Genomic DNA, 13,454 nt, shown 5'->3' with positions numbered 1-13,454 from the left:
TCACGCCGCCTGTGGCGGGATCGGCGCGGGCCCGGTCGGCGAGAACACCGGCGACCGGACCCACCGCACCCAGCGTCGTACTCAGCCGCAGCCGTGCTGCTGAATGCCGCGACGGACATCACCGCGTTCGCGGACTTCCCACCGGTCCGCTGGAAGAAGATCTGGTCCACCAACCCGCTGGAGCAGCGGAATCGGGAGATCAAACGCCGTGCCGACGTCGTCCAGGTCTTCCCCAACCCCGCCGCCCTCGACCGGCTCGCCGCCGCGCTCCTGGCCGAACTCCACGACGGATGGCAGGTCTTCGACCGCCGCTACCTCTCCGAAGCCTCCATGGCCGAACTCCGCACGACCCAACCGGCCGTCGACGAACCCCAGCTCCCGCCACACCAGAGACCGAATCAGCTCGACCAGTGACCACACCACTCGGCGGGGCGTGACCTTCGGACGTCGTCCTGGCCGTGCGCAGCACGTCCATACGGCAGCAGTGGTCGTACCGGAGTGACGGGTCACTGCGCCTCCTCGGCGCCTCGGGACTGTGCCTCGACGCCCGGCGGGCCTTCTCCGTCCGACTCGGTGCGTGCGACGACGAGTCGAGGAGGCCGCGTGCGCGTTACGACTTCACCGTCCAGGGCGATCTGCTGCCGCGCGGTGAGTCCGACCTCGCTCTGGCACCGATCTCGGACCAGGAGAGGGCCTACCTGGTCCTCAAGTCCCGTACGGACGACGCGTCCCAACAGTGGCAGTTCGACACCTCGGTGGCGTCACCGCAGACGGAGTCGCTCACCTTGCTCGTTCCGGGCAACTCGACGCCCCCGGCAGGCACCCTCCCGGCCGACCCCGTTCCCGCCCTCCCCGACGACGGTGAGGCCCACGCCCCTCCGCATCGTCGTCGTCCCCGACACCACCGCCGACGGATCCCGCGTCGACCCCGGCAGTCAGCCCGTGCTGCCCCTATGCCTGCCGGTACGGCGGAAGGGGCGAGCGGCGAGGAGACGGCAGCCCTTCGGGTGGCGGGGGCCGCGGAGGTCGCCACCGACGACCTCCGTGACCGCCCCGGTGATCCGTGGGAGATACTCTCCTGCAAGCTACCCCCAGGAGATCTCGTGCTGTCCCTGCCGGACTCGGTTCACGTCATGGCGGACGACATACGTCCCCACCGCGCGCTCTCCGTCACGGACGGCGTCTGGTGCAGCCGCGAAGCCGAGATCACGATCGTGCCCCGGCCCGACGGCCTGCGCGTGCATGCCACCTCCCCCGCCGCGGGCCTCTCCCGGATAGCTCTGCGCTGGCGGCGCCCCGTCCCCGTCGGGGCACTGGTCCTGGGCGACGCCTGGGAACGCAGCTACGGCGACCTCCAGTGGCGCACCGTGCAACCCGAACGCGTCCTCCCCTGGTACGCGCTGATCTCCGAGCGGCCGGGCGGGACCACCGAGGGCTGGGGCGTCCGGACCCGCGCGGGAGCCTTCTGCTCATGGACGGTCGACGAGGACGGCGTCACCTTGTGGGCCGACGTACGCAACGGGGGAAGTCCGGTCCTCCTCGGCGAACGGGTACTCGACGTGGCCACCGTTGTCACGGCCTCGGCCGCGACGCCGTTCACCGCCCACGAGACACTCTGCGCCGCGATGAGCCCCGACCCGGTACTGCCCGCCACGCCAATCGTCGGCTCCAACAACTGGTACTACGCGTACGGGAAGGGCTTCGGTCCGGACGCCGTGCTGCGTGACGCCAAGACCATCGTCGAATTCGCCGACGGCCACCCCGTGCGTCCCTACTGCGTGATCGACGACGGCTGGACGGAAGGCGGCGGCAGCGCGCCCGGCGGGCCCTGGGACACCGGGCTGCCCGGCGTCTTCGACGACATGCAGGAGACGGCGGACCGCATCAAGGCCGTGGGTGCCCGGCCTGGTCTGTGGTTCCGCCCACTGCTGTCCCGCGTCGAGACTCCGGCGACGAAGCGCGGGGTGCGCCGTGACTCCGGGTATCCCCTGGATCCTTCTCGCGACGCCGCACTGGACACGGTCGCCGCGGACATCCGGCGTTTCAGGTCCTGGGGCTACGAGCTGATCAAGCACGACTTCTCGACGTACGACGTCTTCGGCAGGTTCGCCGCTGACTCCCCGCCCGAACTCGCCGATCCCGGCTGGGCGTTCGCAGACCGGTCGCACACGAGCGCGGAGATCCTCGTGCGCCTGTACCGGACCATCGCCGAGGCGGCGGGCGACGCGGTCGTCATCGGCTGCAACACGGTCGGTCATCTGGCGGCCGGTCTCGTACAGGTGCAGCGGACCGGCGACGACACGTCGGGTCGCCAATGGGAACGAACCCGCCGGATGGGTGTGAACACGCTTGCCTTCCGGCTGGCACAGCACCGGCGCTTCTTCGTGCTCGACGCGGACTGCGTCCCCTGCACGCCCGACACCGACTGGGCGGCGAACCGTCGGTTCCTCGACCTGGTGGCATGCTCGGGCACGGCCCTGTTCGTGTCCGTGGACCCGGCCGCACGCACGGCGCACGCCGACGCCGACCTGGCGGATGCCGTGCGCGTCGCCCTCGACGGCGGTTCGGTCGGCGGACTGGAACCTCTGGACTGGCAGTCCACCACCGCGCCCCGGCACTGGCGCTCGGCCGCCGGCACGCTTGCGTACGACTGGAGCGGGGAATGGGGAGCGTGGCCGCTGCCCGTGTAGGGGAACCCGAACCGCCCCGGGGCTGTCGGAGACTCCGGACCGTGGTGCCGCTCCGCGGGTCGGTCTCCGGCGAGCCGTGGTAGCCGCCGCGGTCACGTCGTACGGGGCGCCGCACCGGAACTGTGCCGCACGACCAGATCCGTGCTCACCACCGAGCGCATCATCCGAGGCAGTTCCCCGGACCTGATCTGGCCCACCAGAACGCTGATGGTCCGACGTCCCATCTCGGAGAAGTTCGGGCGCACGGTGGACAGCGGGGGAATCGCGTACCCCGCTTCGGGCATGTCGTCGAAGCCGATCACACTGACGTCCTGCGGGACCCGCCTGCCCCTGTCGTGCAGCGCCCGCAGCACACCGAACGCCATCGGATCATTGCCCGCGAGAATCGCGGTGACGTCGGGGTCGTCGGCCAGGACGAGCCCTGCCTCGTAGCCGGAGTGAGGTTCCCAGTCACCGTACAGCGCCTCGGGCGCCGAGGCTCCCTGCTCCCGCAGAGCGCCGAGCCAGCCGGCCACCCTCCTCGATCCGGCCAACGACTGCCGGGGACCGGCGATGTGGTGGACCGTGCGATGACCGAGCTGCAGAAGATGACTCGCGGCGCGGTGGGCGCCGCCCTCGTCGTCCGCGGCGACCACCGGGATCTGTGGATCCGGGGTGCCGTCGAGGACGACCATCGGAATCTTCCGGGGAATGTCGAGCAGTGCCCGGGACATGTCGTGTTCGGGTGCGATCGCGATCAGACCGTCGACGTCGTGCTCGAGCAGCTGGTCGGCGGCCTCCGCCATCGCCCCGTGGTCCGGGGAGCGCATCGGGACCACGCTGACGACGTAACCGGCCTCCTGGGCGGCCCGGCCGATGCTGTGGAGGACCTTGGCGGGTCCGTGATGGACCGTGTCAAAGGCGACGACTCCGAGAGTGCGGGTCCGGCCGGTGGCCAGGGCACGGGCGGCGGAGTTGGGCTGGTAGCCCAGTTCGCGTACCGCCGCGAGCACACGCTCACGCGTCTCCCTGCGGACGTGTGGACTGTTGTTCATCACCCGGGAGACCGTCTGCTTGGACACTCCTGTCGCCTTGGCGACGTCCGACATCACGAGCGGGGGCCCGTACGGTTCGCGCTCACTCATCGCCGTCACATTCTCCTGCTCCGCTTGGCCCGGCAGCTGAACGTTACCGGTATCAAGACGGGTGTCAATCGAGGGCGGCCAGGGCCAGGCCTCAGGGGTTCTGGTACAGGTCGAGTATCTCCGTCGAGGTCAGTGCCCGTGCGTAGATCCGGAAGTCGTCGATCTGGCCGTCCAGGTAGGAATCACCGGAGAACTGCGATCTGCCCAGCCAGTTGTTGGTCGTACTGCCGAGGCTGGACGGGCTGAGGGTCATGGCACTGTTCTGTCCGGCGACGACGCCGTCGATGTGGAGAATGCCGGTGGTGCCGCTGCGGGTGACGGCGACATGGGTCCAGGCCCCGGTGGGTAGCGCGGTGGTGGAGTTGATGCGCTGTTCACCACCGGATCCGCTGGTGGTGATGGCGAAACGGGTGGTGGAGCCGGTGGTGGGGACGAGGTACATGTAGGCGGTGGTGCCAGTGCCGAAGTCGAGGATGCGGCGCCAGGCGGCGGTGGTGTCGAGCCTCACCCAGGTGGCGATGGTGAAGTCCGTCAGACCTGCGACGATGCCGGTGGGCAGGCTGATGTACTGGCTGTTGCCGGACAGGTCGACGGCCTGGCCCTTCTCGCCGGTGACGAAGGTGACACCGCCGTTGAGGGCGGCTGTCCAGCCGTTGCCGGTGGCGTCGGTGGCATCGCCGTCGAAGGCGTAGCGGGCGAGGGGACTGGCACCGAAGCGGAACCAGTTGACGTTGAACAGGTTGCCGCTGCCCCCCTTGTAGATGAGATAGAGCCAGCGAGTGCCGGTGACGCCGGTGACGGGGCAGGTCACGGTCGTGTAGGTCTGCCAGCCGCCGGTGTTGGTCACGGTCGCGGTGCCGGCGAGGGGGCCGGTGGGACTGTCGAGGCGGACTTCGATGGTGCCGCCGGTGGTGTTGCTGGCCACCCGCGCGAGGAAGGTGGAGGCGCCGCTGCTGCCGAAGTCGATGTTCCGGTAATTGGTGTGGTCGTTGTTGCTGATGAAGCAGACGTCCTTGCCGCCCTCCGAGCAGTTCTCGAGTTGGGTGCCTGCCTGGCCGCTGTAGGTCTCGGCCTGGACGGTGGCGTAGGGGTTGGTGGGCGGCTGGGTGGGGCCGGCGTAGTCGTAGTGGAACCAGTCGACGTCCAGCCGGCCCGTGTCGGTGAGGTTGTTGTATCCGAAGATGCCGATGGAGGTGCCGCGGTAGTTTCCCCAGGTGAGCTGGTAGGCGGTGCCGAGTTGGGCGAAGGTGGTGCCGTCGAGGCTGTAGTGGAAGGTGCTGAGCCCGGTCTTGTCGACCGCGGTCCTGAGGTACAGGGTCGTGGCGGTCAGGGTCGGGCCGTCGGTGACGGTGCCGTTGGCGTTGTGCCTGAGGGTGCGGACGGGGCCGGACTGGACCACGCCGAGGGTGCAGTAGCTCTTGCCGCCGTCGTAGAGGCACATGCCCGCCTCGTGCCCGTCGGTCAGGCCGCTGATGCCGACCTTCGTGGTGGCCTCGGCCCAGTCGCCGTGGACGTAGCGCTGGCCGAGGGTGTTGCCGGCCCTGAAGAAGGAACCGGTGGTGAGGGGGGTATACGCCTTCAGCCGCAGCCAGCCGGGGCGCTCGGTCAGCGACCAGTATCCGGAGCGCGGCTGGTGGTTCCACTGCCAGCGCGGGTGGAGGACGGCGGAGGTGAACTCGTCGCTGCCCTGCGGCAGGACCACGGCCTGGCCGGTGACGGGTTTGTCACCACGCCACACCATCTCCCCCACCCCGTCGGCGTTCGTGTCGATGCCGGGCATCGGCCAGTCGTCCACCCAGCTGACCGGCAGCAGATGGGGGCGTCGTCCCGCGTAGTTCCCGGCATTGAACTGCGCGACCCAGTACCAGTCGCCGTCGGGGGTGTCCACGAAGGCGCCCTGGCTGGGGATGGTGGAGCCGAGGAACTTCGTCTCGTACGTGCCGGGGTCACCGGGGCCGCCGGGGGTGCCGTCGGCCTTGGTGCCGTACAGGTTCACCGACCGGTACATCCACGGGCCGGCGCCGCTGCCCTGGAACACGATCTGGAAGAGGTAGTAGTACCCGTTCCTCTTGAAGATCTTGCTGCCCTCGGTCGAGAAGACCGGGACCACTGTGGTGCCGTGGTCGGGGTAGGCGGCGGCGGTGCCCTGGACGTTCATGGCGGTGATCTCGCCGTCCAGGATCTGCGTACCGTCGGCCGTCATCCCGAACAGGTAGGTGTAGTAAGGGCCACCGGGCTTGCTCAGGGCGAGGTAGGCGTTGCCGTCCTCGTCCCAGAACGGGCACGGGTCGGACCAGTGGTAGGTGCTCAGGGCCGCGCCGCTGCGGTCCTTTAGCTGGGTCACGGTCCAGGGACCGGCCGGGTCGGTGGCGGTGCCGACGAAGATGCCCTCGCCGCCGTAGCAGGGGAAGTACACCCAGAACATGCCGTCGTGGTACCGGATGGAGGGGGCGTAGATCCCCCGGCCGTAGTTGTTCATCCGGTCCCAGTCGAAGTTGGGGCCGAGCACGGAGACGTCGTCGACGACATGTCCGATCGTCTCCCAGCTCACCAGGTCGCTGGAGTGCAGCACGACCACACCGCCGGAGAACTGGAAGGTCGAGGAGACCAGGTAGTAGTCGCTGCCCACCCGGATGACGTCGGGGTCACTGAAGTCGCAGGGCAGGATCGGGTTGACGTAGGTGCCGTCGCCCTGGTCACCCCAGAGACCGGTCTCGCCGACGTCGGCGCGGGCTTCGGGCGCGGTGATGAGCGCGGTGGGAAGGACGACCGCGGCCGCCGTGGCCACGGCGAGTCCGACGAACGTACGACGGGAGAGAGGACGCGGCATGGCTCGACTCCGTTGTTGAACCTGTTGATCCGTGAGGGCGCGTTGCTGGTGGGCCCGGCCCGGGCGGGCGGCGACGGCGGGCGTTCGGCCGCCCCGGCCGGCGGAGAGGAGGTCAGGAGGTGAACCTGAACCAGTCGAAGTTCATGAGGTTGCCGCTGCCCCCCTTGAAGACCAGATACAGGGTGTGGGTTCCGGTCGCGCCGCTCACGTCGCAGCTCTGGCTGCTGTAGACCTGCCAGCCGCCGGTGTCCGGGGCCGTGCAGGTGCCGAGCAGGGTGCCGGTGGGGCTGTCCAGGCGCGCCTCGACGGTACCGCCCGCGGTGTTGGTGCTGGAGGTGCGGACCGTGAGGGTACTCGCCCCCGAGCTGCCGAAGGACACGTCCTGGTACGCGGTGTAGTCACCGTTGCTGACGTAGCTGACATCGGAGGCGCTGCCCCCGGATGCCCATTCGAGGTCGGTGCCGGACTGGGCGTCGTACTGTTCGGCCTCGACCTGCGTGTACGGATCGACGGTCGTGACCGGGTCGGTCGAGAAGCGGAACCACAGCAGGTTGTAGAGGCTGCTGAGGCTCGTGCTGCCCTTGTGGACGAGGTAGATGTTCTTGGTCCCGGTCCCGACACCGCTCACGTCGCAGGAGATGTCGGTGTATGTCTGCCAGCTCCCGGTGCTGGGCACGGTGCAGGTACCGGCCAGGGTTCCGGTGGCCGAGCCGAGCCGTACCTCGATGGTGCCGGGAGTGGTACGCGGGCCGGCCACGCGTGCGTGGAAGGTGGTGGGGGCCTCGGCGAAGTCCAGCCCGGCGTAGGCGTTCCAGTCCCCGTTGGAGATGAAGGCGACGTCCCGGCCGCCTTCGGATGCGTTCTCCGTGCTCGTCCCCTGCTGGGCGGAGTACGAGGCCGCCTGAACGCCCAGGTACGGATCCGTGGTTGCCCGGCAGGCGGACAGCCCACAGCCGGCTGTCCAGTCCTCGCCGCCGGACTCGTAGGCGCCCTGGTCAGGGGCACTGCCCGAGTAGCCGTCGGTGATGCCGGAGACGGCGGTGCCGGCGTCGAGGGCGGGCGAGGCCGCCTGGAGGCGGTAGTCATGGACGGCCGGGTTGACGAAGAGGGGCCGGACCCTGTTCGCGGAGTTGTGATCGACCACGGCGTTCGGCGGGGTGCTGAGGAAGATCACGGAGCCGTGGGCCCACACGTTGTTGCGGATCTCGGTGCCGGTGGCATCGGTGAGGTAGCCGTTGACGCTGTAGCCCACGCCGGGGGCCACGGTGTTGTTGTAGAGCAGGTTGCTGGAGGTGCCGTCGCTGCCGCTGCCGGTGGCGTTGAGGCCGGTTCCGTACCGCCCGGTGTCCCAGAACACGTTGTGGTGCTCGACGAATCCGCTCGCGCCGTCGTCGAGGTAGACGCCGGTGGAGTAGCGGTCGGCGGTCTCGCTGTCGTAGATCAGGTTGTGGTCGATCGACGTGCCGTCGCCGTCCACGGCGTGGCAGCAGACGTAGATCGCGCCCAGGTCGCGGGTCTGGATGCCGTAGTTGGAGAGGTTGTTGTACGAGATGGTGTTCTTGCCGGAGTAGGTGCCACCGGGGTTGAGCCCGATGAGGAACCTGCCGGAGTCGAGAATCGTGTTGTGGGTGACGGTGCCCTGGCCGCCGAAGCCGAAGCCGACCCCCGGGGCGTAGCCGCCGAGGTAGTCGACGTCGCGGATGAGGTTGTTCGTGACGGTCGTGCCGCCGCCGAGGATGGCCACGCCGCTGCCCGCGCTGCCGGAGACGACGCTGTTCCTGAGGGTGTTGCCGGTTCCGTCGAGGATGATGCCGGTGTTGGTGATGTTGGAGCACCAGATGTTGCAGCCCACGGTGTCCTGCGGATCGGCCGGCAGGGTCAGCGAGTGCGAGACGTACCGCGCGTTCAGGCCGTCCAGGGTGTTGTTCCCACTGGTCGACGAGGTCAGCACGGTGGCGGAGAAGATACCCAGGCCGGTGATGTTCGTGTGACTGCGGCCGGACAGGTCGAAGGCGTAGTTCCGCTGTTTGGCCTCGACTCCGGTGGGGGCGCCCCCGTCGGGCGCCCACAGGTAGAGCTTGTGGTTGGCCCCGTCGTACCACCACTCGGTGGCGGCGTCGAGCAGGGCGAGGCCGTTGGCGCCGCCGGTCAGGTAGTACTTGGAGCCGACGTCGTTGCAGTTGCCGGCCCAGCAGGCGCGCCGCACCGTGAAGGAACCGCTGGTGGAGGAGGTGACGATGTTGGCGGTCGCCGTCCAGCCCCGGTTGTTGACCACGTGCTCGACCGCGCCGGTGAGGTCGTGGGCGGGCAGGCCCGAGTCGTAGACGGTGAGCTCGCCGGTACCGGCGGTGGCGGTGGCGGTGGCCGGGCGGGAGAGGTCACCGCTGGGGTTGGGGTACTGGGCCTCGGGCATCATCGTGGAGTTCACGAAGACCTGGTTGGCCGAGACGGCGCCGGGAGTCACGGTGTTGCTGGTGGTGTCGCTGGTCTCGTTGCTGACCGGCAGGGTGACGTCGGTGACGTAGACGTTGCCGGAGTACCGGGTCCAGCCGGTGACGGGGTCGGCGCCGCTGACCGTCACCGATTCGCCGTTGTAGGGGGCGTAGGTGATGGGCGCGGAGGAGGTGCCGGAGTTGGCGGGGGTCACCGTCTCGCGGTAGGTACCGCCCCGGATGAGGCACTGGTCGCCCGCGACGGCTGTGTCCGCGCACTTGTCGATCGTCCTGAAGGGCGCGGACAGTGAGGTCCCGGCGTTGCTGTCGCTGCCGGAGGTGGCGACGTAGTAGGTGGTGGCCGCGGCCTGCGCCGGCGACGCCGTGAGGGGTACGAATCCGAGCAGGGCCGTGGCGAGGAGTCCCGCCAGGACCGGTCTGCGATGAGGGCGCATGGGTGTGTCTCCACGTCAGGGGGTACGGGTTCCCCGTTTGGCTCTGCTCGCACTGTGCGAGGGTGCACAGGGGTGTGGTGCGCGGGTGCCGTGCCGACTTTCCGGGGGCGGCTCAGTTGCTTCTCGGCCCGGTCACTGTGGGTTGCCGGTCATTGTCCAGACCGCACGCATCATGTTCCTGTCCGGGTCCGAGAGGTCGTTCTGCACTTCCAGGTACGGATCCATCCGGTCGCCCCAGGTCTCGGCCGTCTCATTCGTGGCCGGTCCTGCCGCGAAGGCCGCGTAGTCCTCACATTCGACCAGGTGGAACAGGTCTCGGCCGTGACGCCAGATCCGCCACTCCACGACACCACGGGCCTTGAGGTCGTGCACGAGAGCCGCGGGCACCTCACGGTGAGTCTCCTCGTACGCCTCCTCCATGCCGGGCCGAAGCCTCGTGTGAAGGGCGACGAACTGCATCTGGGCTCCTTTGATGCTTGGGGCGAGCCGGGCCGGAGTCGTCCGCAGCACGACACACGCCTTTACGCCGCCGTTACAGGCCAAGTGACTGCCGATGAGTGTTACCGGTCCCACAACGCGTGTCAACGAGTGGGACGGAAAAAGCAGGCAGGATCTGCGGAAACTGCCTCTGTACTGTGGGAACGTGGCAGTCGGCGACCTTGGAACGTGCTCATGTCGCCCAAAATATCCAACCCATACCTTGATACCGGTATCAAGATCTGTGTTCATTGTCCCTGTGACACCAAGACAACTCCTTCCCCCCAGCCACCGCCTCGGCCACTCCTCCGTACAGGTCACCCGCCTCGGTCTCGGGTGCGCGCCCTTGGCGAACATGTACCGCGAGCTCACCGACGCAGACGCGACAGCGACCGTCGACGCCGCATGGCACGCCGGGGTCCGGTACTTCGACACGGCACCGCACTACGGCCTCGGCCTCTCCGAGCGGCGGCTCGGGCTCGGTCTGGCAGGGCGGCATCGGGACCTGTTCACCGTGAGTACCAAGGTCGGTCGGCTGCTGGTTCCGGAGCCGGACGGCGCGCGCGGCCTCGACGACGGATTCCTCGTTCCCGCCGACCACATCCGCGTATGGGACTTCAGCGCCGACGGTATCCGGCGATCGATCGAGGGCAGCCTCGCCCGGCTCGGCCTCGACCGCATCGACCTCGTCCTCCTGCACGATCCCGAGCACCGCCTCGCGGAGGCGCTGGACCAGGGCTATCCAGCACTCCATGAACTGCGTGCCCAGGGCGTGGTCGGTGCCATCGGCGTCGGATCCATGCGGGTCGATGCTCTGAGGCGCTTCGCCGCCGCAACCGACGCCGACGCCCTCATGGTGGCCGGCCGCCACACCCTCCTCGATCAGTCCGCCCAGGACGAGCTGCTGCCGATATGTCTGGAGCGGGGCATCTCTGTACTCAACGCCGCCGTCTTCAACAGCGGGATGCTCGCCGCGGAGCAGCCCGGCGCGCATCTCAGATACGACTACGGAGCGGCCCCCGCCGAACTGGTGGACCGTGCCAGGACCATCGCCTCGCACTGCCTGCGGCACGGCACCACCCTGCCCGCCGCCGCGCTCGCCTTCGCCGGTTCCCACCCCTCGGTCGCCTCGGTCGTCGTCGGCGCCGAGACCCCGGGACAGATCCTGCGCAACGCCGCGCTGCTCAACGCCCCACCGCCGACGGGGCTCTGGGCCGACCTGGCCCGAGTCGGCCTGCTTCGGCCCGACACCCCCGTTCCGGCCCCGGGGCCGACTGCGGCCCGGCCCTTCTGATCCCGGCCCGCGATCCCTCCGACCCGCACTGGAGCATCCATGACAACACGATCGTCGTCATCTTCCGTACACCGCCCCGAATGGGGCCGTGTTCCCCGGCTCGCCTTCGGTGGCGACTACAACCCCGACCAGTGGAACCGGGAGGTGTGGAAGGAAGACATCCGGCTGATGCGGCAGGCCGGCGTCAACCTGGTCACCCTGGGTGTCTTCTCGTGGTCCTGGATCGAGCCCGAGCAGGACCGTTTCGACTTCTCCGGTATGGACGAGGTCGTCGAACTGCTGCACGCCGGGGGCATCTCCATCGACCTGGCAACCCCGACGGCCTCCCCGCCCCCGTGGTTCTCCGAGGCGCACCCGGAGGCCCTGCTCGTGGATCGCACGGGCCGGCGCCTCGGCCATGGCTCCCGGCAGGGCTTCTGCCCCTCCGCCGCCGGCTACCGGGAGCGTTCGGCCGTCGTCGTCGAGCAGCTCGTCCGACGGTACGGCGATCATTCCGCCGTGGTGCTCTGGCACATCGGCAACGAGCTCGGCGGCTACAACGCCCACTGCTGGTGCGACGCGACCGCCGAGGCATTCCGCGGCTGGCTCCAGCGACGGCACGGTGGCCTCGACGAGGTCAACCGGGCCTGGGGCACGGCCTTCTGGAGCCAGCGCTACAGTGCCTGGTCACAGATACAGCCTCCCGGTCTCACCCCCGGCCGCGTCAACCCAGCCCAGCAGCTCGACTTCTACCGCTTCGGTTCCGACGAACTCCTCGACTGCTACCGCGCCGAACGGGAACTCATCCGCCGCCACGTCCCCGCCACCCCGGTCACCACCAACTTCATGGCCGGCACCTACAAATGGGCCGACTACTTCCACTGGGCCACGGAGATGGACGTCGTGGCCAACGACCACTACCTGGTCGCCGCCGATCCCGACAGCCATGTGGATCTCGCCCTGTCGGCCGACCTCACCCGCGGCACCGCGGGCGGCGCGCCCTGGCTGCTGATGGAGCACTCCACCTCCGCCGTCCAGTGGCAGCCGCGCAACAAGGCGAAGCGGCCCGGGGAAATGCTCCGCAACAGCCTGTCCCATATCGCCCGCGGCTCCGACGGGGCCTGCTTCTTCCAGTGGCGCCAGTCCGACTCGGGCGTCGAGAAGTGGCACTCCTCCATGGTTCCGCACGGCGGCGAGGACACCCGTATCTGGCGCGAGGTCGTCCAACTGGGCGGTGCCCTGGAACGCGTCAGGGAGGTGGCCGGCTCCACCGTCGCCTGCGAGGTCGCGATCGTCTGGGACTACGAGAACTACTGGGCGCTGGAGATGGACGCCCACCCCAGCGTCGGCATGACCTACGCCGACGAGGTGCGCGCCTGGCACCGCGCCCTGTGGCGCGAGGGCATCACCTGCGATGTCGTGCCCGCGACCGCCGACGCCCGGACCCTGGCCGGCTACCGCCTGGTCCTCGTGCCGTCCCAGTACCTGATGAGCGGGAGTACGTCCGCCGCGCTCACGGCGTACGCCGAAGGGGGCGGCCACCTGGTCGTCGGACCCTTCTCCGGACTCGTCGACACCGACGACCGGGTTCACCCCGGCCACTACCCGGGCGCCCTCCGCGAACTGCTGGGATTGCACATCGACGAGTTCCTGCCGCTCGGCGAGGGAGAGACCACGGAACTGGACAACGGCCTCGCGGGCCGCGTCTGGTGCGAGAACGTGGTGCCGGGGACCGCCGCCGTCGAGGCCTCCTTCGTCAGCGGCCCGGCAGCGGGTTTTCCCGCGTTGCTGCGCCGCCGCGTCGGTGAGGGCCTGGTGCGCTACGCCGCCACCCGGTTCGACGACACGAGCCTGCGCGCCCTGCTCTCCGGAGCCCTGGCCGAGGCCGCCTGCACACCCGCGGCACGTGGCGGCGGTGACGGGATCGAGACGGTGCGCAGGCAGGGGGCGGACGCCTCCTGGCTCTTCGTCGTCAACCACACCGGCTCCGAGGCCCGGCTGGAATGCACCGGCTTCGAGCTGCTGAACGGGGTCCACGTCACGGGCACACTGGTCGTCCCGCCCGGCGAGGTTGCCGTGGTACGCGAGAGTCGTCAGCCGTAGCCATGCCGGCGGGCGGGGCCGTCCGGCCCCGCCCGCCGACCGCACGGACTTCCACGTCACCGGGACGGGG

8 protein-coding genes are annotated in these 13,454 nt (G+C 69.4%); 4 read left to right on the top strand and 4 right to left on the bottom strand.

Annotated elements, in window-relative coordinates:
• Positions 1-9 precede the first annotated feature (9 nt).
• Both OG496_RS10985 and OG496_RS10980 read left to right on the top strand, forming a co-directional pair.
• Positions 10-414 (top strand): transposase, encoded by a 405-nt coding sequence (locus OG496_RS10985; RefSeq protein WP_405976607.1) that lies wholly within the window; start codon positions 10-12, stop codon positions 412-414.
• A 44-nt stretch (positions 415-458) separates the two neighbouring features.
• Positions 459-2,690, top strand: coding sequence for a ricin-type beta-trefoil lectin domain protein (locus OG496_RS10980; RefSeq protein ID WP_405970660.1), 2,232 nt, complete (start codon positions 459-461; stop codon positions 2,688-2,690).
• 92 nt (positions 2,691-2,782) lie between these two features.
• On the opposite strand, the gene OG496_RS10975 is transcribed toward OG496_RS10980, so the two are convergent.
• From OG496_RS10975 to OG496_RS10960, 4 genes are all read right to left on the bottom strand, one after another.
• Positions 2,783-3,814, bottom strand: a complete 1,032-nt coding sequence (locus OG496_RS10975; protein WP_405970659.1) for a LacI family DNA-binding transcriptional regulator — start codon at positions 3,812-3,814, stop codon at positions 2,783-2,785.
• A gap of 91 nt (positions 3,815-3,905) precedes the next feature.
• Entirely contained in the window at positions 3,906-6,644 is a 2,739-nt protein-coding gene (locus OG496_RS10970) for a family 43 glycosylhydrolase (protein WP_405970658.1), read from the bottom strand.
• A 112-nt stretch (positions 6,645-6,756) separates the two neighbouring features.
• The gene (locus OG496_RS10965; protein WP_405970657.1) at positions 6,757-9,531 is read right to left on the bottom strand and encodes a carbohydrate-binding protein; all 2,775 of its coding nucleotides are present in this window, start codon (positions 9,529-9,531) and stop codon (positions 6,757-6,759) included.
• Between the two features lie 132 nt (positions 9,532-9,663).
• Complete coding sequence (locus tag OG496_RS10960) at positions 9,664-9,990, bottom strand: L-rhamnose mutarotase (protein WP_405970656.1); 327 nt, start codon at positions 9,988-9,990, stop codon at positions 9,664-9,666.
• Between the two features lie 262 nt (positions 9,991-10,252).
• Here OG496_RS10960 and OG496_RS10955 point away from each other — a divergent pair, with 262 nt between their 5' ends.
• On the top strand, positions 10,253-11,302 hold the full coding sequence (locus OG496_RS10955; protein WP_405970655.1) for an aldo/keto reductase: 1,050 nt from the start codon (positions 10,253-10,255) through the stop codon (positions 11,300-11,302).
• Between the two features lie 39 nt (positions 11,303-11,341).
• Positions 11,342-13,384, top strand: a complete 2,043-nt coding sequence (locus OG496_RS10950) for a beta-galactosidase (RefSeq protein WP_405970654.1) — start codon at positions 11,342-11,344, stop codon at positions 13,382-13,384.
• The last annotated feature ends 70 nt before the right edge of the window (positions 13,385-13,454 follow it).

This window comes from Streptomyces sp. NBC_00988 (assembly GCF_045162645.1).
In the GTDB taxonomy this organism is placed as follows: Bacteria; Actinomycetota; Actinomycetes; order Streptomycetales; family Streptomycetaceae; genus Streptomyces.
The sequence above is the reverse complement of the archived record's forward strand: the minus strand, read 5'-3'. Positions and strand labels throughout refer to the sequence as shown.